An 18,956-nucleotide genomic window follows, 5' to 3' on the forward strand; every position below is an offset into this window, starting at 1 on the left:
GGTCAGAGCCAGCTCACGTGCGGCGCGACGAGCAGGAATCCGACGAAGGCGGCGATGTCGAGGAGGGTGTGGGCCACCACGAGCGGGCCGGTGCGCTTCCACCGGAGGAAGGCGAGGGCGAACACCGCGCCCATCACCGCGTTGCCGACGAAGCCGCCGATGCCCTGGTAGAGGTGGTAGGTGCCTCGCAGTGCGGCGTGGGCCAGGACGATGGCCACCGGGGACCAGGCCAGTTGCCGCAGACGGGTCACCAGGTAGCCGACGCCCACGACCTCTTCCAGGAGGGCGTTCTTCAGGGCCGCCAGGATCAGCACCGGGACCGCCCACCACACGTCGTTCAGGTTCGCGGCGGCGATCGTGACGTTGAGGCCCAGCTCCCGCGCCAACAGGTACAGGCCCAGGCCCGGGATGCCGATCGCGGCCGCGAGGGCGGCGCCGCCGAAGAGGTCGAACCCCGGGCGCCGCCCGTCCAGGCCGATCAAGCCGAAGGGGTTGCCGCGGTCCAGATCGAGCAGATGCAGGGCCAACGCCACCGGGGCCAGCGCCAGCGCGAGGCTGATGAGCTGCCGGCTCAGATCCAGCCACGGGCGCTCCTCCTCGGCCCGGGCGCTGTTCATCGCCACCGTCGCCTCGGACAGGCCCCCAGGCTCGGTCAGGGTCGCCAGGAAGCCGACGATCGCCCAGACGGCCGAGGCGCCGAGCGAGAGGGCGAGGACGATGACGACCTCCCGCTGGACGGTGCGGGAATGGAGCTCGTTCCTCATACGCTCCGAGCCTGCCAGAGCCGGTGGCGGAATTCCGCGGTGGTCGCACGGCTTGTGCGACGGGCCGTGTCCGATCGCGTGCAGAATCGAGGACAGAGAGGCGAGGTGCTGTGAACCTCATCCCACTCGGCGACGCTCAAAGATCGCGGCACCTCGCTTTTCGCCCTCTGAGCTCTCCCTTTGTCTGTCGTCTCCTTGACATTTCGCGGTCCGGGTCGGGTAAGGTTAGCCCAGCCTTACCTGAGAGGGGTTGCCGATGGGATTCGCGCGTGTGGAGGGCCTCGAGTGCTGAGCGCCGCCGCCGTCGAAGCCCAGTGCCCTGAAACGCGAGGGCAACCCCTGGATCGGCCGTCCTATCCCGACCTGCTGGCACCGCTGCGCGCTGGTGCCGACCGCATCACGCGCCACCACGGGCCGCAGCCGCTGATGGGACTGCGCCGCTGGCTCGACGGCCGGGCGGCCCCCGAGGGCACGCACATGACCGGCGCCTCCCTCGCCGCCGGCCGCACCGGGGAACTGCTCGCCGACTCGGCCCGTCTCTGGGGCGGTTCCCCGCACGCCTCGGCTGCGCTGGCCTGGAAGACCTACTGCTACTGGGCGGTCGCCCCGGTCGTGCTCGGATACGTTTCGGCCCGGCGCGTGCCGCTGCTGGAGGCCGACGACTTCCAGTTCACCATCGCCGCCGACGGCGAGCCGCGCTTCTCCGGCCGCCAGCTCCGGCCCCGCTTCCTGGCGCTGCCCGACGACCCGCTCGCCGATGCCGCGGGCGTCGAGGTCGTCGCCAACGACGCCGAGCTGCTCGAGCGGCTGGGCAAGTCGCTGTTCGAGGCCCACCTCGATCCGGTGATGGAGGCGATCCGGGGCCGGGTCCGCCTCGGTCGGCGGACCCTCCTGGGCTCGCTCGCCTCCGGCCTGGCCTACGCGGTCACCACCTGCGCCCCCGCCGGCCGCGAGTCGGCCGAGTCGGTCGCTCGGACGCTGCTGGAGACCTTCGGCGTCGCCGACTTGGTCGACCTCGGCACCGACGGGGCCGGCCGCCTGGTCTACCGGCGCCACACCTGCTGCCTGGCGTTCACCATCGACGGCTGCGGCACCTGCGCCACCTGCTGCATCCAAACCGAGCGACGTTGAACCGCCACGCCTTTGGTAGATTTGGCTAGCCTTTGCGCGCCCGGAGGTGTCGCATAGTGGACTAGTGCAGCGGTCTTGAAAACCGCCGTGGGTCTCAAAGCCCACCGTGGGTTCGAATCCCACCGCCTCCGCAACACCAGCAGAAACGGCCCTTGACCAGGCAATACCTTGGTCAAGGGCCGTTCGCGTTCGTACTCAAGAGGTACGGCTGAGTCCGGCTCGGCGCGGCCTATTCCGGCCCGTCACTGAGATTATGGTGAGATTTTCCCGTGCCACGCTCCCCCGCTTTCCCCTCGGGAGTCTCCTGCTCGGAGTCATTGGCGGGCAAGACATCGAGGATGCGCCTTTCGGCTCTCCGGGCGCTGCCATCGAGACACTTGGCGTAGACCCGCAGCAGCGTCTCAATGCTGTGGCCTGCCCACTCAGCGACCTGGGCGACCTCAACGCCTGCGGCGAGCCAGCCGGAGACGCAGGCGTGACGAAGGTTGTACGGCACTGCGGCCAGCCCGCGCTCCAGTTCCTTCGGCGTGAGCGCCTTCTCGCGAGCCTTCTGCCAGACCCTGCCGTAGGACTCCTGACTCGGGACCGCCCCCTTCGGGCCTACAAAGAGTCGGCCTCCCGAGCCGTAGCCGTGCTTGTCGATGTGGCCGCGGATCCGCTTCGCCAGGAGTGGGTGCATCGGCGCGATGCGGATCGACTTCTCCGACCGATGCTTCAACCGACGGCGATCACGCCGTTGGGTGCGATCGTCGTTGTATCGAGCCTTGGCGTGAGGCTCGGCGCGTCGCAGGCGGAACTCGCCGAAGGCGTCCTCGTCGCCTTCGGCAGGCAGTTCGAAATCGCCGCGATGCAGTGCGATGACCTCCTCGGGCCGCATGCCGGCATAACCCATGATCGCGAAGAACGTCTCCATCCGCTCTCCGAGCTTGCCGAGCTGCCCAACGGCGCTGAGCAGCCGAGCGACCTGGTCATGGTTCGGAACGACGGCGGGGTCGATGGAGTCATCGCTGTGTTCGACTGTCCACGACACTGTCCCGAACGGATTGGAGCGCAGGACCCTGATCTCGACGGCGTACTCCATCGCAGTGTTGATCGTGCTGCGACGGCGCTTGGCATAGTTGGCGGACGCCCTAGCCCCGTCCTGCCTGAGACTCAGGTGGTCGAGCAGTCCGCGAATGAGTCCAGGGCCGTCTTCTTCGTCCTCGAACGCGGCCATCTCGACCGTGTGCTCTTCGAGCCATGCGATGGCAGCCGCGTGCTCCTCGGGTACCTGGTCCCCATGGAGGCGATCGCCGAAAGCCCACTGCTTCAGCGCCGCTCTGATCTCGCTGTCAGAAGGCCGCTGCTTGCCCGATTCAAGCAGCGCCAGAGTCGCGTCGCTGAGCCCTTCGGCGATGCTCTGGCGTTGCCGACCGCCGATGCGCGGCCATCGCATCTCGCTGTACTTCAGCGCGAACTCGTACCACCGGAGGTCGGAATTCGTCCTGAGCATCGACTGCGGCAGACCGGTGGCGGCATCGAACTTCTCGCCATTGCGGTGGGCGGCGACAAGTTCAGCCTTGAACCCGTCGGCGGCGGCCTTGCTGTGGAAGGGTTTGCGCTTCGGCTCTCCCTCCACGGTCCACCGGACGGTATGGGTTTTCTTGCCACCTTTCCGCTTGGTGACTTTATGGTCCCAGAAGGTGGCTTTGTAGCTCCATTGCATCAAGCGCTCACCTCGGCAAGGCTGTCGAGCCACTTGTCGAAGTCAGCGCGGCGGACCCGCACCTGCCCGTTCGGCAGCTTGAAGTGGCGCGGTGCGCGGTCCTTGTTCTTCCAGTCATTCCAGGTCGACTTCGTGATGTCGAGCTCGGCGAACACCTCCTGGAGGGTCATGAGGTTGGGTGAACTCGGCCGTGTGGGTTTCGGTCGTGACGTCGCACGTGACATGCTGGAATCTCCTTCTCTTGTCTTTGGCGGACGGAAAGGAACGACAGGTCGGCGGCGGCCTCCTAAAGCGAGCCGCCGACCCTCGTCGTATCTGGGTGAAGGTCGTAGCGGGGTGTGGTCGGGCGGCCGCCTCGGCGGCGGGGCAGGGGTTGTTCGCGGAGCCAGCCGTGTTCGACGAGGACGCGGGCGGCGGTGCGGACTTTGTCGGCGGTGGCGAAGTGGCGGCGGCCGCGCAGGGCCCGGTACATGTCGCGGGCGCTGATGCCGGGCCGTCCGTGGCGGGTGAGCCAGTCGAGTAGTTCGGCGGCCGGGCCCGTGTGGTCGTCGACGCCCATGTACGCGAATGTGGCCAGGGCGTGGTCGGCGAAGTAGTAGCCCAGGACGGTAGCGCGGTCGATCGTGTCGGCCTCGATGGGCATCCGGGTTCCGGCGGTGGGGTATTGGGCCAGGTGGAGGAGTCCGGCGAGGCGAACGACGGCGCCGGTCCATTTGTTGGCCCAATTGAGGATGGGTTCCCATTCGCCGCCGGGGGCCAGGCGCGGTTCACGTTCCCGTTCGAGGTCGACCACCCGGGCCCGGGCCTGCGGCGACAGCTCCAGCACGGCCGCCTCGGTCTGGTGGTGCATGGCGTGGACGATCCCGCCCAGCTTGCGGCTGTAGGCGGTCTTCACGGGGCCGGGGATGGCCGGTGGGCACGGGTTGCGGTTCCCGACCGTGGAGGCCGGGAGGGCGTACAGGAACCGGGCCATCAGGCCGCGGTCTTCGAAGCCGGGCATGCGGGCGGCCTCGCGGAGGACGGCCGGTTGGACGGCCAGCCCGACCGTGAGGGCCGGGGCCGGGACGTACTCGGCCGGGGCCGACTTGCGGGCCACCCGCAGCAGGTCTCCGGCGTGGCCTTTGAGGAACACGTCGAGGTCGGGGACGCCGGAGTAGCGTCCGGCGATGGTGGCGAAGATGCCGCCCTCGGCCGACAGGATCGCCAGGCGGCCGGACTGCTCGGCCAGCAGCGACTTCGCCGCCTCGGGGGTGATGTCGTCGGCCACGAGCTTGGGTTCGACCGGGATGGCGGCCGCCTCGGCCTCGCGTGCGGCCGTTTTGGCGCCGTTGACCGCTTCGGGGTCGTCGGGGGCCTTGGAGGCGGCGGCCAGGGCCTGCTCGGCGGCGCGTTTGGCGATCTCGGCCTCGGTGGCCGCCTCGATGATCGCCGGGCGGGCGGCCTCGGCCAGCTCGGCCTCGGTCTCCAGGATCGGGGCCACAAGGTGGCCGAACGTGGAGGACTTCCGGTTGCCCGGGCCCAGGGCGACGGCGGTGAACAGGTTGCACGGCTCGACCCAGTCGGGCCCGGCCTGGACGGCCAGGCGGCCCTGCGCGGCCGTGGCCAGGGCGGCGAGGCCGATCGATCCGGCCAGGTCGGTCGGGGTCTGGGTGGCCTCGGCGACCGACTCGACCATGTCGCCCAGCCAGTCGGGCAGGGCCACAGCCGGGAACGCCGGCAGGCCCTCGCGCGAGCCGCCCAGCGGGATCGGCGCGGGCCAGTCCTCGGCGCCGTGGCCGACGTCGGCGAGGGCGGCGCGGGAGTCGGCCAGGACCTCCGCGATCTCGCCGCCGCCCTCGGCGGCCTGCCCCAGCCGGGCGGCGACGGCGTGGACCCGGCGGCGCTGCGCGGCCTCGGCGACCAGTCCGGCGTAGTAGGAGCCGGAGGCGGCGGCCGGGACCGCCTCCAGCAGGTCGTGGAGGTAGGGGCCGCCGCCGACCTTGGCGAGGTTCCCTTCCTCGTTGAGGCGGGCGGCGACGGCCACCGGGTCGGTCGGCTTGCCCTCGCCGTGCAGGGCGGCGATCGCCGCCCAGATCAGCCCGTGCCGGGGCGCGTCGAACGATCCGGCCTCGATGTGGGCGGCGATGGCCGGGACGGTGGCGGGGTCGAGCAGGGCCGCCCCGAGGGTCGACCGTTCAGCCTCGAGAGCCGGGTCGGTGCGCTTGTGCTTCATGACGGTGTCTCCTTCCTGCCCGGGGCCACCACAGGCGGCCCCGGGGGCTGGCTGGTGGTTCAGGTGGTGGCCGGTGCCGGCGGCGCGCCGACCAGCGGGCTGTGGGCCAGGCGGGTGCCGATGCAATCGGTGTAGGCCGGTGGGATCGCCTCGACCAGCTCGGTGCGGTCGTCGGTCCAGTCGATGCCCATCGCGGCCCCGCCGGCACAGCAGAACAGGTCGAGCAGCCGTCTTCTGGTGGTCATGGTGTGATCTCCTTCGGGTTACGGAGCGTGATATTTGCGGGGGTTCTCGTTCCTGGGAGCGCCGTGTCGCGCGCGCACCCACGACATGGGGCCTATGGGGTCCGCGATTGCGCGCCAAATCTCGGAGCTTTGTCCTGATATAGACGTAATTTGCGGCTTGGGGCGCGACAGTGGCGCGAGAGCGCGCCACGGCGGTGACCTGCGCGTTGTCGCTCGTGGCACGCTCGCGCGCCAATTACACACAGTGACAATCAGTGTCGAGATCGCTCAGGCGGCGAGGCGGTAGACGGTGGCGGTCGAGGCGCCCTCACGGGCGATCAGGCCGTCCTCGGTGAGGCGGCCCAGCAGCCGCTGGAGGGTCCGCCGGGGCACCTGGGTCTGCGACTCCAGGGCCGCGATGGGCAGGGGCGCCTCGGATTCCCTGAGCACGCCGACGACGCGGGCGGCGTGGGGCACGTCGGCCAGGGCCTCGTCATCGAGCTCGGCCTCGTCGTCGGCGGCGATGTCGGCCAGCTCGACCTCGCCGTACTCCTCGGTCTCCAGGGCCTCGGCGGTGAGGCCCTGCGCCGCAGGAGCGGCTTCGGTCGCGGCCGCAGCCTCGCCGGCGGTCTGCCCGGCGGTCCGGGGCCAGCCGAGGATGCCGGCCTCGTGGGCCGACAGGACCGGGCGGGCGGCGGCGTAGGCGTCGATCATGGCGTCCCACCCGGCGGCGTTCTTGGTGATCGCGGTGTCGGCGTCGTAGGCCATCGTCTTGGCCGGGTCGCCGCCGTCAGGGTCGCCGACCCAGCACTGGCCTCGGGTGCGCAGGCCGCGTTCGGTGACGTCGACCTCCCAGCCCTGCACGTCGCCGTCGTGGGCCTTCTTGACCTTGTGCACGAGGAAGTTCGACCCGTATTCACTGGTCAGTGTGGTCGGGACGTCGTTGGCGTTGATCGACTGGGTGATGAACCCGATGACGATCCCTGCCTGTCGGACGTGCTTGGGCAGCGACTCCATGAGCGTGATGAGCTTGTCGGCCTGGGCGGGCTTGGCCTGCTTGAGCATGACGGTGAGCTCGTCGACGGGATAAAGGATGGCCGGGTGCTCGGGGGTGGGGATCCAGTTGCGCATCCGGTTCCCCTCGGCGTCGGTCATGCCCTTGAGCCGCTGGATGCGGTCGCTGGAGAGCCGCTCCAGGGCCTCCAGATCGGCGATGACCTCCTCGATGGTGGTGGCGCGGCGGTGCAGCGCCGGGGCGTGGTACTCGCCCAGGTCGGCCTTGACCGCGTCGGCGGCGGCCACGACGAGGTTGTTGCAGGCGATCGCCGACAGCAGCAGCGAAGAGGCGGTGTTGGTCTTGCCCGACCCGGTCATGCCGACCAGGCCGATGCACTTGGCGTCGGGGTTGTCGGTGAAGACCCGCGCGGCCGACTCGCGGTCGTCGACCGACCCGAGGACGTGGCCGATCGCCAGGCCGTCCAGGACCGACCGCGAGCCCGGCGCCCAGGCCGCGCCCTCGGCGCGGTTAGCCGGGTCCAGGGCCGGGTGGGCGATGTTCTTCTTGGCGGTCACGGCCGCGTGCAGGACGGTGACCTTCATGTGGCGGGAGTCGCCGGCCGAAACGCGGCGGGCGATGACGCGGGCGGCGTCGACGTGGAGCTGGTGGGCGATGTCGGCGTCGCGGAACTTCTCGGGGCGGTCGGCGTCGCCGACGTACACCCGGTACTCGACATCGCCCTTGGCGTTGGCACTGACGCTGGTCACGCGGGTCGCGTCGCACGCGCCGAGCGCGTGGAGGGCGGCGCCCATGGCGCGGACGCGCCGCTCGGAGCGGGAGTAGCGGGTGAACACGCTGCTGCCTGCCCACCACCAGACGGCCAGGACCGTCCCCGCTGCGACGATGACGCCCCAGACCGGCGCCCAGGCGGCGGCGAAGGTCAGCGCGACCGCCGACGCGGTGCCGAACATGAGCTGGGCGGCGGCCGGGGCCTGCACGGACCGGTCCAGGTCGCCGATGAGGCCGTCGAGCCAGACCCAGATGGTGGCGGCCATGACGGCGATGACCGCCCACGCCCACGGTCCCCAGACCCAGACGCTCAGGTTCGCCGCGGCGGCTGCGAGGCCGGCGGCGGCGATGACGTGGACCGGCAGCAGTCCCCGCCAGTGGCGGACGTTGAAGCGCGTGGCCGCGGCGGTGCCCTTGGCGGTGGTCTTCGCCGCGCGTCCGGTGGTCTTCAAGGTCTTGGCCGTAGAGTTCGCGGTAGTCACAGTGGGCTCCTTACGTGTCCTGGTGGCTGAACAGAGGCCGGGACGAACCAGTCCTTCGTCCCGGCCGAAGTGCTCTCTAGCGGTCGATCGGGGTGACCGTGGCGGCGACGCTCTCGGCCGCCCCCTGGTGCCGGTACAGGTTCATGAACGCCCGCTGCGCCCCGTGGAGGGTGTTTCCGGCCGCCTTCAGGTCGTCGGCGGCGTCGGCCAGGTGCCGGCGGACCTTCTGGTGGACGCCGTAGCGGGCGAGCCGGTCGGCCAGGTCGTCGAGGGTGCGGCCCCACAGAGTCATCGCGAACTTGTTGGTCGCCAGGTGGGTCCAGACGCCGTTGACGACGTTGCCCTGCTCGGGCAGCCACGCGCTGACGAGCAGGGCCGCGCGGGTGGCCGGCACCTGGGTCTCCAGCGGCGCGTGCGCCCCGCCGACCAGGGGCATCCCGGCCATCGGCACGTTGGAGGCCTCCTGGTTGATCTGGTCGGTGTAGATCCGGCCCATCGCCTCGGCGGCCCTCTTGATCGACTCGCCTGCGCTGCCGAGCAGGCCGATCGCGGCGGTGACCCGCTCATGCACCCGGTCGTCGATGTTGCCGATCTGGAAGGTCAGGCTGAGGTCCTCGAAGCCGGACCCGACCGCCTCGATCGAGGCCTTCAGGTCGGTGCAGGCGCCGACGATCGAGTTCGCGGCGAAGTTCTGGATCGGCGCCCAGTCGCCGATCTGGTCGATGACGGCCGAGTAGGCACGAGCGAGGTCGCTGGTACCGAGCAGGCGAGACGTTGCTGACATGTGGATCACCCCGGTTCCGGTGGTGGTGGTGACGGTCTTCTGACTGATGCCGCTGCGGCTCGTTGCGGTCACGGTGGTGGTCGTCGCCGTGGTCGTGGCGGCGGTAGCGGCCGGCGGCCGCCCGGTGGTGGTGACCCGCTTGCGGTAACCGGCGCGGTGGGAGGCGACAATCGCCCGTTTGGGCAGCGTGTAGGCCACGGTCGCCGCGCCCCACGCGAACAGGTTCGTGGCCGGGTGGCGACGCAGCCAGCGGCGCGCGCCACGGCGCGCGTCCCGGCGCGTGTCCTGCCACGCCTCGGCGAAAATGCTGGTCATTGGGTCTCCATGTGCTGTCGGCGGACGGCTTCGACGGTCAGGTACTCGGCCATCCGGCGGTGCCCTTCCGCGACCGCGACGGCCGCTTCGACGACTCCGGCCGCGGCGGTGGCCTCGGCCCGGTCGGCGCCGACGCCGATGCCGTCCATGTGCTCGCGCGCCAGGGCGAGGTAGTCGGCCGCCGTGTCGGCGTACTCGGCGGCGGTCCGCGGTGGTTGGCGTTTCGCCATGTCGTGCCCTCCTTCGTGGCCTGGCTCTTCAGCGGCGGGAGGCCATCCCTCACCGGACCCGCGCAGGGCGGGTTTCGCCACGTGGGACCGGTCGAGCAGCAGACCGGCCCCACCGGATGCGGCTATCGGGCCTCCGTGGAGGCGAGGCGGTCGCGCAGGGCGCGCGCCCTGCCCTTGCTGACGCGGACGGTGCGGCGGATCGACTCGGCGCTTGAGGGGTCGATCGGACGGCCGGTGCCGGGGTCGGTCCGGCCGTCCCGGACGGCCTCGGCCAGCTCGGAGAGGACCTCGTCCTCGGACCTGGACTCGGGGGCCTCACCCGCGCCGACCTGCGACGGTCCAGGCGCGGTCCAGGTGGACCCGGACCGGTCCGGCCCGGCCTGGGCGGTGACGCCGTAGCCGCCGGCCGGAGCGGTCGACGGCCCCGATTCGGCGGCCAGGGCATCGCGGACCTGGCGGATCAGCCGCGGCACCAGGTGCGCCGAGATCGCCAGCCCGGCCGGGACGATCGCCCACACGAACGCGGCGGGCGCGAGCCCGTCGACGGCGAGGTGGAGGCCGACGTTCAGCACCAGCGCTACCGTCACCAGCGACCACTCCAGGCCCCGGTAGGGGTTGGCCTTGCCCGCGCCGACCGCCCCGAGGATCTGGGCGATCAGGATCGCGACGATCGGCAGCGTCAGCAGCGGCTCGACCAACCAGTTGATGACCTGCGTGCCCGGCGAGAGCACGTCCAGGCTCACGCCGACGTTGACCGCCCCGAGGACGGCCGCCAGGGCGGCCGGGAGGACCGCGATCCACGGCACCCACCGCTCGGCGGCCGCCAGGCGGACGATCCGCGAGGTCGGATCCAGCGCGCGGGTGCGCCGCTCCAGGGCCGCGGCCGCGCGGTTCTCGCGCCGCCGGCGGGTCTCGGCCAGGTGCGCCTCGTGCTCGGCCTGACGCTTCGCGCCCTTGGAGGCCAGCTCGGCGCGGAGCTCAGCGACCTGACCGTCGAGCTCGCGTTCGGTGCTGCGCTGCTGGGAGGCCTGGGCGATGATCTCGCGGGCCTCGGACTCGGAGATCGCATCGGCCAGGACATCGACGTCGACCGAGGAGACCGCGGCCGCCCGCTCCAGGGCCACGCGCGCCGCCTCCGGGTTCGGCCGCGCCAACTCGCCAGTGGGCTTGCCCTTCGGATCGGTCACGCTCGGCCACAGGTAGGCGTCGGCGTCGGGATCGACCGGCCCGGCGTCGCGGTCGACCCGGGTCAGCCATCCAGACTGCTCCCGGACCTCGGTCTCAAGCCGGTCCCACTCAATGCCGTCCGGCTCCTCGGGCTCGGCGTTCGCGCCGATGCTGTTGTTCACGGTCATCACTGGTCTCCGATCTCGCCGTTCAGGACGGCCTCGGTCAGGGTCTCGATCTCGGTCTCGATCCCGAGCCGGACAGCCGCGGCCTCGAAGCAGGCGTCGGCCTCGGCGATCCGGTCGCGGGCGGCCAGGGCGCGGGCGGTATTGGTCTCCTCGATCAGCTCCAGCAGTTCGGCATCGCCAAGATCGGCGAAGGCGGGGAACCGGTCGGCGAATGCAGTCATCGGCCTGCCCCCTGCACGTGGTTGACGGTGTCGCGGGCCAGGCGCAACAACTCGCCACGCAAGCCCCACCAGGTGCCAATGGCCTTGATCTCGGCCACGACTCGATCGGCCCCAGCGGCCGTGCCGTCGACGTGGCGACTGATCGCCGCGCCGTACGCCTCGCGCAACGCAGCCCGGTCGGTCCCCGACAGGGCGGCGAAGGCCGGGAAGTGCTGCCGCAGCAGGGCCGACTGCGTATCGGTCATCGGCAGCGACCCGCCCAGCAACACATGCGCGGCGACCCACCGCCGCTGCTCGACCCGATCAGCGCGGTTGTGGTATTCGGTGGTCATCGGCTCCCCTCCGTCGGGGCAGTCGCGGCGGTCTCGTGGCAGTCGGCGCACTCGCCGAACCGGCGCGGCAGGTAGTAGGGGTACTCGCGGCCGCAGGTCGGGCAGGTCGACAGGGCCGCCCACGCCTTCAGCAGCGCGGCCAACTGCGCGTCGGTGGCCTCGCGTTTGGGGACGGCCCGGTCCTCGCGGTAGAGGTAGGCCACCCGCTTACCGCGCCGCCACAGGATCTGGCCCGCGATCGGCTGACGCCCCGGCGTCAAGCCCTTGGCAGCCAGTTGGCGGCGGGTCGCCAGCCCGGCCGGAGCGTGGCGGTAGTTGAACGTCGGGACCCCGAACCGGACCCCGGCCGGGTCATCGAACCGCGCGAGGTACATCAGCGCACCTCCACATAGACGCGGACCCGACCAGCGTCGGCCGGATTGCGGCACGGCCTCGGCGCCGAGACCGAAGCCACCGGCAGCAGCCGAGACAACTGCGCCACCACGTGATCGACCTGGAACGGCAGACCGATAATGCGGACCCGAGTCATACCGACCCCTCCCCAACCGCGCAGCCAACCGCAGCAGCGGCCGGACCGCCGCAGGCGACCAACAGGCGGTTGGAATCCTGGAGCAGCACCACCGCCTCCCGCAACCTGCCGTTATCGGCCGCCAGCCGCTCCACCTCGGCGGCCAGCTCAGCGTTCGCCATCACCGCGTCGTCGACGACATCGGCCAGGCGATCCCGCTCGGCCCCGAGCCGCTCGACCTCAACGCGCAGGTGGTCGGCCCCCTCATCGGGGGCGTCGTCGACCCCGCCGGCGGCGACGGCCGGGGCCTCGCGGCGGCCGGTCGCCTCGTACACGTGGGCCTCCCACCGGCCGAACAGGTCCTCCGGCTCCTCGACGCCGTCGACCGGGGCCGACCCGGACCAGGCCCCGCACTGGCAGGTGAGCGTGACCGCCCCGCCATCGCGGCCAGCGACCGCCTCGTGGACGTAGGACCCGTCGTGGCCGTCATCGAGGGAGTGGAGCCCGCCCCAGTCATCGAGCCAATCGAGGGCCTCGCAGTCCTCGCACCGCTCGGCGGCGGCCGGAACGCCGCACTCGCCGCACACCGCCGCCTCGGCGGCGGTGCCAGTATTGAGAATCGCCGCAGCCCGCTCAGCACGCAGCCGCTCCAAGTCAAGATCACCGGAAGAAAGCAGGTAGGGACGCGTCATCACTCCGCCTCCCCGTGACCGTCGGGACGGGCGTAGAAGACCTTCGCCGGGTCAACGCCCTCGGACTGGCGGCCCAGCGGCGTCGCCAGGAAGACGATGCCGCCGCCGTTGTGGATACGGATGATGCGCCGCTCCCGGCCCTGGTAGAACACGACATCGTCGACTTCCAGCTCGAACCCGTCACGGCTGTAAGCGATGTGCAACCCTCAGCCCTCCCGCTGTACTTGCTTGGCTTGGCTCATCAGCGGGCCGGGAGCCACCCGGCACCGGACGCGACCGACCGGCCGCGTTTCGCCTGCTAGTCCAGGAAGTCCCGGAATCGCTTCAGCGCGTTGACCGTGCGCCGGTCCAGCTCTTCCTGCTTCCGGGCTTCGCTCCGCGCCTCACGCGCTTCCCGGCTGTCGGGCCGACGGACCTTGCGACGCTCCGGCTGACGGTCCTGGTCGCTCTGGTTCTTCTTGCTGCCCATGGGGGTTCAACTCCTGTGATCGGTTCGGCTTGGCTCATCAGCGGGCCGGGAGCCACCCAGCGCCCGGACCAGGCCAGACCGCCTGGTTTCGCCGTTCAACGCGCGGGCTTGGTGCAAGTCGAGGCGTAATGCGCCCCGCCGCAGTTCGTGCACGTGACCGGGACCGAACCGGCAGCGGCCTCCCGCCGCGCGCCGCGCCTCATCGGTCCGCCCCCTCGTGGCCCTCGGGAAAGGCGTAGAAGACCTTCGCCGGATGCACGGCCGTCGACAGGCGACCGATGCTGGTGCGCAGAATGAGGAAGCCGTTGGAGATCTCCACGATGCGCCGCTCCCGGCCCTGGTAGAACACGACGTCGTCGACCTCAAGCTCGTACGCGTCGCCGCTGTAGACAGGTTTCATCAGGCACCCCCTTTACGACAGCGAGAAGCTGAGGTCGGCAACGGTCAGCTCCTCGACCGCCGCGAGGGCGTCGAAGGCCACCAGGCGATCGAACGCGGCCATCTCAGCAGCGATCAGGGGCCACTCGGCCTCGATCGCGGCCAACTCAGCCGCTGTCGGCTCATCAGGCCAATCAAGCGTGGTATCAGTGCTCACGGGTGCCTCCAGGCAATGTCTTGGCGGACGGAAAGGACGCAGGTGTGCGTCCAATCTCTGTTGCCCTCTGCCACACGAACCGGGACCGCAACCCCGGCTAACGGATGGCCGTTAGGGCTATAAACACCGTAGGGCATGCACCAGACAGTGCGCAACCCCCCTTACAAGAAATCTTTTAGAGGGCTGTCGCGTTGAGGTCTGACGAGGTTTAACCAGGAATTTCGCATGGAACACAGGGATGGCACCTGGTACGCCAGCCCCCTAACAGATAGGCTTCCGGTAGACCCCAAACGACGGAGGGACGAGAGATGGACCGACTCGAAGAGATTCAGGCGATCGACGACCCGATGCACCGGGCCCGCGAGGTTCACGCCGCGATCGAGTCTCTCCAAGGCCAGGTAAACAAGCTCGCAGCAGTTCGCCGTGACGCGTTGAACGAACTGGTAGACCAGGGACTCACGGTCACCAAGATCTCTGAAGGGGTCGGCATCTCGCGGTCTCGCGTATCCCAGCTCCGCTCAGCCGGAGTCAAACCCGAACGACTGTTCTTCGGCTCAGGGCGCGTGACCGTCGCCATCGGCTCGAAGCCTGAACTTGGGCGCAAGGACTCCGCACAGAAGTCCATGGTCTCGCAGGAAGCGTTCAAGGCTTACGAGCTCATCGCCGACACCACTCGGTCGCTCGGACTCGACGCGGTCCAGGAGATCGTGCCGCCCTCCGGCATGATCGACCTGAACCGCGAGAACCTCGTGGTGCTGTGCTCGGTACGGTTGCTGCCGTTCCTCAGCCAGGTGATGGCCGCTGACTCACACCTGGACTTCGTCGAGGACGAGGACGGCTGGTTCCTCAGAGACCACAGCACCTCCACCGACTACCGCTCACCGCGAGACAGCGGTGAGCGGAAGGACATCGGCTATGTCGGCAGATTGCCTGGCCCCGGGGGTAGGAACACCTTCCTATACGCCGCCGGCATCCACGCCGAAGGAACCTTGGGCGCCGCCCGATGGCTCGCGGACAATGCTTCCGACCTGTACAAACAGTTGAAGCTCCAGAGATTCTCGACTCTGGTCGAAGCCGACTTCGACGACTCGGGCAACGTCACGTCCACCCAGCAGTTGACCGCTCTGTACCGCGAGGCCAAATCATGAGGGTCCTTGCGGCCACCGAGAGTGGAGACCCAGACCGCCCGAACGAGGACCACATCGAGATCGGCGCCGACATCGCCATCGTGATTGACGGCGCCACCTCGCGGACGGAGACGGGATGCATCCACGGCGTCTCTTGGTATGCGGCCCAACTTGGGTCAGCAGTGCAGAACCGCCAGTACGCCGAGGACTCCCTGACTTCGACGCTGGCGCGAGCGATCGAGGACGTTGCGGACCTTCACGGCAACACCTGCGACCTCGACCACCCAGGAACGCCATCAGCGGCGATCACCATCCTGAGACGCGCCGATACGAGCATCCAATGGCTGGTCATCGGTGATGTAACCCTGACGCTCGAGACAGACAGCGGGCTTAACGTCGTCACCGATGACCACGCACACATAGCGGCCCAAGAACAAGCCGAGGCCGACCGCTACCCGATCGGCGATCGCCGGAAATCCGAGGCCATGCTCCGCATGAAGAAAGCCGAACTGGCCCAGCGAAACGTCCCAGGCGGCTTCTGGGTGGCGACGTCGGACCCGGCCGTTGTCGATCACGCACTCACCGGCGAACTCCCCACCGAGGAACTCCGCAGGGCGCTTCTCATGTCCGACGGAGCCGCCCGACTCGCCGACGTATTCGGCCTGGCTACGCATGCTGAACTACTGGAACTCGTCGCCTGGCAAGGGCCTCAGGAGGCGCTACGCCGTGTGCGCGAAACCGAGAGCAAAGACCCCGAGGGGCGCCAGTGGCCACGAAACAAGCGCTCCGACGACGCCACGGCAGTCCTGTGCGACTTCCGACGCAAGGAGAGTGACTAGCGTTCACCCCCTGGCCAAAATGGCCAAAATGGCCAAAACTCCAGAACTTCGCCCCTGAGCAGGGGAAACGCTCGATCTTGCGACATGGCCAAAACCTGGCCAAAACTCCAGTCGACATGGCCAAAACTCCCCGCGAACCACCGCCGGAGGGGTTTTGGCCATATGGCGCCGAGCTTTGGCCAGGTTTTGGCCATGTCCTGATTCCGAGAGTTCTCGCAGGTGAGAGCCCCATGACAGGGGTTTTGGCCATTTTGGCCATTTTGGCCAGGGGGTCTATAGGTCAGGGAAGCCGTAGAGCCGTGGCCACCGCTCGGGATCGGCGTCCGGACATGGCCACGTCCGGCGACAGAACTGGCAGATGCACATGTGCCGGGTCGGTATGTGGAACCCGGGCGAGGCCCGGCCACTCCGGCCGTCGTCGACCGGCTCCGAGTCTGACTCTTGCCGGTGCTCGTCCATGGGTCCAGTCCTCTCATCGCAGTCGCAGCGGCCCCGCCCCGGGGCCGACAGCGTCAGCGCACGGAGGCCGGTGGAGCCTCAGTCTACGATAGGACGTCTGTAGACGTCTATGTACGTTGATCTAGCTAGATAGGCGTGCACTCGCGTCTAGCGTCAGGCTCATGGACCCTGACGCGGAGATCGACCACGAGGGACCGGTGCCGGTCTATCAGCAACTCGCCACGATCCTGCGCGCCCGCATCGGTCGAGGCGACTGGGCACCGAACCGCCCGATCCCCTCGGAAGCGCAACTGGTCCAGACCTACGGCATCGCCCGCGAGACCGTCCGCAAAGGCATCCGCGTCCTCATCGACAACGGCGAATTGGTCATCGTGCGCGGCCGAGGCACCTTCGTCGCCGACTCCTCCGGGCCCGACACCGCCAACCCGTAGCCACGAGGCCGGTTCATCTCGAAAAACGACCCTCTCAGTGCCCCTGAGCCGATCCCGCCCTATACCTGGGCAGGCAGAACGCCTGGAAGGCGCTTAGAACGCTCCTCAGAGGGTCACATTTCCGCAGGTCATAGACACTTTGCAGCGCTGTGGCATCAAGGCAGTTCTCAATTGGCCTGAAGCTTCATCAGCGCTGCGATCCTTCGGGAAGGACCAAGGTATCTTCGATACCGACGCTCAGTTCGCTTCACTTCTCCGGACCCGGCCGCAGCCACAGTGCCCCTGACGAATGTCAACGGACGGCAAAGTAGGAGACGTCGGAGAGCGCTTCGGGTAAGAATACGGTGAGATTTTCGGCGCTCTGGATACGCTGATGCAGGTCAGAAGCGGTTTCTCTGTCGGTCTTGAAAACCGCCGTGGGTCTCAAAGCCCACCGTGGGTTCGAATCCCACCGCCTCCGCAGCACCGGCCTTCGGCCGAGGAGCACCTCGGTCGGGGGCCGTTCGTCGTGTCCGCGGAGCGGTCGGAGTGTCAGACGAGAAGAGGGACTCAGCACCCCGGCACGGTGCTGAGTCCCGGAATATAGGTTAGCGGAATGCCGCAACTTGCTTCACTTCCGGGTCGGGATATTCACAAGATCGTTACTCTTTCTCATCGATGCGGTCACGCCGACGGCGTCGAACCGTTCAACGAGCAGACCGTGCTCGCCCTCCAGAAGCCCGCTTCACCTGGCAGGGAGCACTTCCTGGTGCCCCAGGAGGACCGCCCGGACCACATCATCGGGTACGCGCAGCTCGAGATCGTCGGGACGACCGCCGAGACCGAGCTGGCGGTCGACCCGGACCACCGGCGGCGGGGCGTGGGACGCGCGCTGCTGCGCACCGTGATCGACTCGCTCGAGTCCAACGTCACCCAGATCCGCACCTGGGCGCACGGCGACCTGCCCTCGGCGGCGGCCCTGGCCCGCGCCGAGGGCTTCGGCCGCGACCGGGTGCTCTTCCAGCTCGGCCGGGACCTCGACGGCTTCGAGTGGCCGGTCTCCTGGCCGAAGGAGGCGCGGGAGAACTGGCCGGTCGGCGCGGGCGCGCCGGTGGACCTGCCCGCCGGGATCGGGCTCCGGTCGTTCGAGACCGACCGCGACGAGGCCGAGTGGACGCGGGTCAACGCCGAGGCCTTCGCCGACCATCCCGAGCAGGGACGCTGGACGATCGCGGACCTGCGCGACCGGATGGGCGAGCGGTGGTTCGACCCCGAGGGCCTGATCGTGGCCGAGGACGCGCGGGGCATGCTCGGCTTCCACTGGACGAAGGTCGAGGGCGGCGTCGGCGAGGTGTACGTCCTGGGCGTCGACCCGCGCTCGCAGGGCACGGGCCTGGGCAGGGCGCTCACGCTCGCCGGCCTGGCGCACATGGCCGCCCACGGCATCCGGCAGATCGACCTCTACACCGACGAGTCGAATACGCGCGCGGTCGAGCTGTACCGCTCGATGGGGTTCGAGGTCGTGCGCTCGGACGTGCAGTGGGCCAAGCGGCTTTAAACGCCCTGTACGTGCGAGAGGGCGGCCGAGGGGTAGCCTTCCTCGCCGGGCAGCACCAGCCGGGTCCGGTCGCCGGGCCCCGACAGGCGCGGCAGGAGCGGGGTCATGTCGCGCTGCTCGGCCGCGGCGAACACCTCGCCGACCGTCGAATACCTCGACAGCTCGGCGAGGGTCGTGGCCTCGGGCACCGACATCTGGCCGCCGTGCTGGCACACCGCCTGCTCGGGCCCGATCCACGTCGCGTACTCCGGTTCCCTGACCCGGATGCGCGGCTGGAAGCCTTCGGCGAGGGTCGCCACGTAGATCCAGGCGTCGAACCGGACCGGCTCGTATTCGGGGGTCACCCAGCGCGCCCAGGCGCGCTGCAGCGCGACCATCGCGCCGGTCTCCTCCTCGACCTCCCGGACGCCGGTCATCGCCACGTCGGGGTCGTCGGGCTTGTGCCGGCCGCCGGGGAACCCGTAGCGCCGCTGCCGGCCGCCGCGTTCGGATCCGCAGTCGGTGCCGGAGGCCCAGCGCTCGCGCACCCCCTCCGTCGTCCCGCACTCGGCGGCCGTCCCGAACGGTTCCTTGGCGGCGTGCCGCAGCAGGAACACCCGCAGCGGGGCCTCTCGCAGCAGCACCATGGAGGCGGCGCGCTCGGGCTCGGCGGGTGCGCCCTGCGCCCTCAGGCGGGCCCGGGCGCGGACGGCCGTCTCCGGGTCGACCGCCCGGAAGTCCCACTTCCCGTAGCGCTGGATGGACATAGCCCCACGCTA

23 protein-coding genes and 1 tRNA gene are annotated in these 18,956 nt (G+C 69.7%); 6 read left to right on the forward strand and 18 right to left on the reverse strand.

Translation table 11 applies throughout. From position 1 onward, the window contains the following. Positions 1–2: 2 nt before the first annotated feature. Positions 3–764 (reverse strand): CPBP family intramembrane glutamic endopeptidase, encoded by a 762-nt coding sequence (locus CUT39_RS17985; RefSeq protein WP_100448823.1) that lies wholly within the window; start codon positions 762–764, stop codon positions 3–5. 285 nt (positions 765–1,049) lie between these two features. Here CUT39_RS17985 and CUT39_RS17990 point away from each other — a divergent pair, with 285 nt between their 5' ends. After that, on the forward strand, positions 1,050–1,895 hold the full coding sequence (locus CUT39_RS17990) for a hypothetical protein (RefSeq protein ID WP_100448824.1): 846 nt from the start codon (positions 1,050–1,052) through the stop codon (positions 1,893–1,895). Positions 1,896–1,937: 42 nt separating this feature from the next. Continuing rightward, positions 1,938–2,026 (forward strand) — tRNA-Ser (locus CUT39_RS17995). A gap of 98 nt (positions 2,027–2,124) precedes the next feature. On the opposite strand, the gene CUT39_RS18000 is transcribed toward CUT39_RS17995, so the two are convergent. The 16 genes from CUT39_RS18000 to CUT39_RS18075 form a co-directional block, all read right to left on the reverse strand. Further along, positions 2,125–3,600 (reverse strand): tyrosine-type recombinase/integrase, encoded by a 1,476-nt coding sequence (locus CUT39_RS18000; protein ID WP_100448825.1) that lies wholly within the window; start codon positions 3,598–3,600, stop codon positions 2,125–2,127. Beyond that, complete coding sequence (locus tag CUT39_RS18005) at positions 3,600–3,770, reverse strand: helix-turn-helix transcriptional regulator (RefSeq protein WP_100448826.1); 171 nt, start codon at positions 3,768–3,770, stop codon at positions 3,600–3,602. Before CUT39_RS18005 ends, CUT39_RS18000 begins: the two co-directional genes overlap by 1 nt. Positions 3,771–3,886: 116 nt before the next feature. Next, positions 3,887–5,812 carry a YfjI family protein gene (locus CUT39_RS18010; protein ID WP_100448827.1) on the reverse strand — a complete coding sequence of 642 codons (1,926 nt, stop codon included), beginning with the start codon at positions 5,810–5,812 and terminating at the stop codon, positions 3,887–3,889. Positions 5,813–5,871: 59 nt separating this feature from the next. Beyond that, a complete protein-coding gene (locus CUT39_RS18015) occupies positions 5,872–6,057 on the reverse strand; it encodes a hypothetical protein (RefSeq protein ID WP_198587258.1) in 186 nt (61 codons plus the stop codon). 267 nt (positions 6,058–6,324) lie between these two features. After that, entirely contained in the window at positions 6,325–8,304 is a 1,980-nt protein-coding gene (locus tag CUT39_RS18020; protein ID WP_100448828.1) for a helix-turn-helix domain-containing protein, read from the reverse strand. Positions 8,305–8,380: 76 nt separating this feature from the next. Further along, positions 8,381–9,403 carry a hypothetical protein gene (locus CUT39_RS18025; RefSeq protein ID WP_100448829.1) on the reverse strand — a complete coding sequence of 341 codons (1,023 nt, stop codon included), beginning with the start codon at positions 9,401–9,403 and terminating at the stop codon, positions 8,381–8,383. After that, positions 9,400–9,633 carry a hypothetical protein gene (locus CUT39_RS18030; protein WP_100448830.1) on the reverse strand — a complete coding sequence of 78 codons (234 nt, stop codon included), beginning with the start codon at positions 9,631–9,633 and terminating at the stop codon, positions 9,400–9,402. The genes CUT39_RS18025 and CUT39_RS18030 overlap by 4 nt, the downstream gene beginning before the upstream one ends. Before the next feature lie 122 nt (positions 9,634–9,755). Beyond that, positions 9,756–10,988, reverse strand: coding sequence for a hypothetical protein (locus CUT39_RS18040; protein ID WP_100448831.1), 1,233 nt, complete (start codon positions 10,986–10,988; stop codon positions 9,756–9,758). Continuing rightward, positions 10,988–11,209 (reverse strand): hypothetical protein, encoded by a 222-nt coding sequence (locus CUT39_RS18045; RefSeq protein ID WP_100448832.1) that lies wholly within the window; start codon positions 11,207–11,209, stop codon positions 10,988–10,990. Before CUT39_RS18045 ends, CUT39_RS18040 begins: the two co-directional genes overlap by 1 nt. Next, a complete protein-coding gene (locus tag CUT39_RS18050; RefSeq protein ID WP_100448833.1) occupies positions 11,206–11,541 on the reverse strand; it encodes a hypothetical protein in 336 nt (111 codons plus the stop codon). The genes CUT39_RS18045 and CUT39_RS18050 overlap by 4 nt, the downstream gene beginning before the upstream one ends. Continuing rightward, on the reverse strand, positions 11,538–11,915 hold the full coding sequence (locus CUT39_RS18055) for an RRQRL motif-containing zinc-binding protein (RefSeq protein ID WP_100448834.1): 378 nt from the start codon (positions 11,913–11,915) through the stop codon (positions 11,538–11,540). The genes CUT39_RS18050 and CUT39_RS18055 overlap by 4 nt, the downstream gene beginning before the upstream one ends. Positions 11,916–12,066: 151 nt before the next feature. Continuing rightward, a complete protein-coding gene (locus CUT39_RS18060; RefSeq protein WP_100448835.1) occupies positions 12,067–12,741 on the reverse strand; it encodes a hypothetical protein in 675 nt (224 codons plus the stop codon). Then, positions 12,741–12,944, reverse strand: a complete 204-nt coding sequence (locus tag CUT39_RS18065) for a hypothetical protein (RefSeq protein WP_100448836.1) — start codon at positions 12,942–12,944, stop codon at positions 12,741–12,743. Before CUT39_RS18065 ends, CUT39_RS18060 begins: the two co-directional genes overlap by 1 nt. 95 nt (positions 12,945–13,039) lie before the next feature. Continuing rightward, a complete protein-coding gene (locus tag CUT39_RS20530) occupies positions 13,040–13,210 on the reverse strand; it encodes a hypothetical protein (RefSeq protein WP_157930803.1) in 171 nt (56 codons plus the stop codon). Between the two features lie 199 nt (positions 13,211–13,409). After that, a complete protein-coding gene (locus tag CUT39_RS18070) occupies positions 13,410–13,610 on the reverse strand; it encodes a hypothetical protein (protein WP_100448837.1) in 201 nt (66 codons plus the stop codon). 12 nt (positions 13,611–13,622) lie between these two features. Beyond that, entirely contained in the window at positions 13,623–13,805 is a 183-nt protein-coding gene (locus CUT39_RS18075) for a DUF6284 family protein (RefSeq protein WP_100448838.1), read from the reverse strand. Between the two features lie 347 nt (positions 13,806–14,152). On the opposite strand from CUT39_RS18075, the gene CUT39_RS18080 reads away from it, so the two are divergent. From CUT39_RS18080 to mshD, 4 genes are all read left to right on the forward strand, one after another. After that, positions 14,153–14,953, forward strand: a complete 801-nt coding sequence (locus tag CUT39_RS18080; protein WP_198587259.1) for a winged helix-turn-helix domain-containing protein — start codon at positions 14,153–14,155, stop codon at positions 14,951–14,953. After that, positions 14,950–15,771 (forward strand): protein phosphatase 2C domain-containing protein, encoded by an 822-nt coding sequence (locus tag CUT39_RS18085; RefSeq protein ID WP_100448840.1) that lies wholly within the window; start codon positions 14,950–14,952, stop codon positions 15,769–15,771. The genes CUT39_RS18080 and CUT39_RS18085 overlap by 4 nt, the downstream gene beginning before the upstream one ends. Positions 15,772–16,391: 620 nt before the next feature. Continuing rightward, positions 16,392–16,661 (forward strand): GntR family transcriptional regulator, encoded by a 270-nt coding sequence (locus tag CUT39_RS18090; RefSeq protein WP_100448841.1) that lies wholly within the window; start codon positions 16,392–16,394, stop codon positions 16,659–16,661. Between the two features lie 595 nt (positions 16,662–17,256). Next, positions 17,257–18,198 carry a mycothiol synthase gene (mshD, locus tag CUT39_RS18095; protein ID WP_100448842.1) on the forward strand — a complete coding sequence of 314 codons (942 nt, stop codon included), beginning with the start codon at positions 17,257–17,259 and terminating at the stop codon, positions 18,196–18,198. Here the strand turns inward: mshD and CUT39_RS18100 are convergent. Beyond that, on the reverse strand, positions 18,195–18,944 hold the full coding sequence (locus CUT39_RS18100) for an NUDIX domain-containing protein (RefSeq protein ID WP_100448843.1): 750 nt from the start codon (positions 18,942–18,944) through the stop codon (positions 18,195–18,197). The two genes, mshD and CUT39_RS18100, sit on opposite strands and share 4 nt — an antisense overlap. Between the last annotated feature and the right edge of the window lie 12 nt (positions 18,945–18,956).

The organism is Glycomyces xiaoerkulensis, assembly GCF_002798405.1.
In the GTDB taxonomy this organism is placed as follows: Bacteria; Actinomycetota; Actinomycetes; order Mycobacteriales; family Micromonosporaceae; genus Glycomyces; species Glycomyces xiaoerkulensis.

What these genes read in the sequence shown, in the direction of transcription:
- CUT39_RS18005 (WP_100448826.1), bottom strand. Translation starts at nt 3,770, where the DNA reads ATGACCCTCCAGGAGGTGTTCGCCGAGCTCGACATCACGAAGTCGACC.
- CUT39_RS20530 (WP_157930803.1), bottom strand. Translation starts at nt 13,210, where the DNA reads ATGGGCAGCAAGAAGAACCAGAGCGACCAGGACCGTCAGCCGGAGCGT.
- CUT39_RS18030 (WP_100448830.1), bottom strand. Translation starts at nt 9,633, where the DNA reads ATGGCGAAACGCCAACCACCGCGGACCGCCGCCGAGTACGCCGACACG.
- CUT39_RS18100 (WP_100448843.1), bottom strand. Translation starts at nt 18,944, where the DNA reads ATGTCCATCCAGCGCTACGGGAAGTGGGACTTCCGGGCGGTCGACCCG.
- CUT39_RS18040 (WP_100448831.1), bottom strand. Translation starts at nt 10,988, where the DNA reads ATGACCGTGAACAACAGCATCGGCGCGAACGCCGAGCCCGAGGAGCCG.
- CUT39_RS18060 (WP_100448835.1), bottom strand. Translation starts at nt 12,741, where the DNA reads ATGACGCGTCCCTACCTGCTTTCTTCCGGTGATCTTGACTTGGAGCGG.
- CUT39_RS18050 (WP_100448833.1), bottom strand. Translation starts at nt 11,541, where the DNA reads ATGACCACCGAATACCACAACCGCGCTGATCGGGTCGAGCAGCGGCGG.
- mshD (WP_100448842.1), top strand. Translation starts at nt 17,257, where the DNA reads ATGCCGCAACTTGCTTCACTTCCGGGTCGGGATATTCACAAGATCGTT.
- CUT39_RS18010 (WP_100448827.1), bottom strand. Translation starts at nt 5,812, where the DNA reads ATGAAGCACAAGCGCACCGACCCGGCTCTCGAGGCTGAACGGTCGACC.
- CUT39_RS18045 (WP_100448832.1), bottom strand. Translation starts at nt 11,209, where the DNA reads ATGACTGCATTCGCCGACCGGTTCCCCGCCTTCGCCGATCTTGGCGAT.
- CUT39_RS18015 (WP_198587258.1), bottom strand. Translation starts at nt 6,057, where the DNA reads ATGACCACCAGAAGACGGCTGCTCGACCTGTTCTGCTGTGCCGGCGGG.
- CUT39_RS17985 (WP_100448823.1), bottom strand. Translation starts at nt 764, where the DNA reads ATGAGGAACGAGCTCCATTCCCGCACCGTCCAGCGGGAGGTCGTCATC.
- CUT39_RS18090 (WP_100448841.1), top strand. Translation starts at nt 16,392, where the DNA reads ATGGACCCTGACGCGGAGATCGACCACGAGGGACCGGTGCCGGTCTAT.
- CUT39_RS18085 (WP_100448840.1), top strand. Translation starts at nt 14,950, where the DNA reads ATGAGGGTCCTTGCGGCCACCGAGAGTGGAGACCCAGACCGCCCGAAC.
- CUT39_RS18055 (WP_100448834.1), bottom strand. Translation starts at nt 11,915, where the DNA reads ATGTACCTCGCGCGGTTCGATGACCCGGCCGGGGTCCGGTTCGGGGTC.
- CUT39_RS18025 (WP_100448829.1), bottom strand. Translation starts at nt 9,403, where the DNA reads ATGACCAGCATTTTCGCCGAGGCGTGGCAGGACACGCGCCGGGACGCG.
- CUT39_RS18070 (WP_100448837.1), bottom strand. Translation starts at nt 13,610, where the DNA reads ATGAAACCTGTCTACAGCGGCGACGCGTACGAGCTTGAGGTCGACGAC.
- CUT39_RS18080 (WP_198587259.1), top strand. Translation starts at nt 14,153, where the DNA reads ATGCACCGGGCCCGCGAGGTTCACGCCGCGATCGAGTCTCTCCAAGGC.
- CUT39_RS18000 (WP_100448825.1), bottom strand. Translation starts at nt 3,600, where the DNA reads ATGCAATGGAGCTACAAAGCCACCTTCTGGGACCATAAAGTCACCAAG.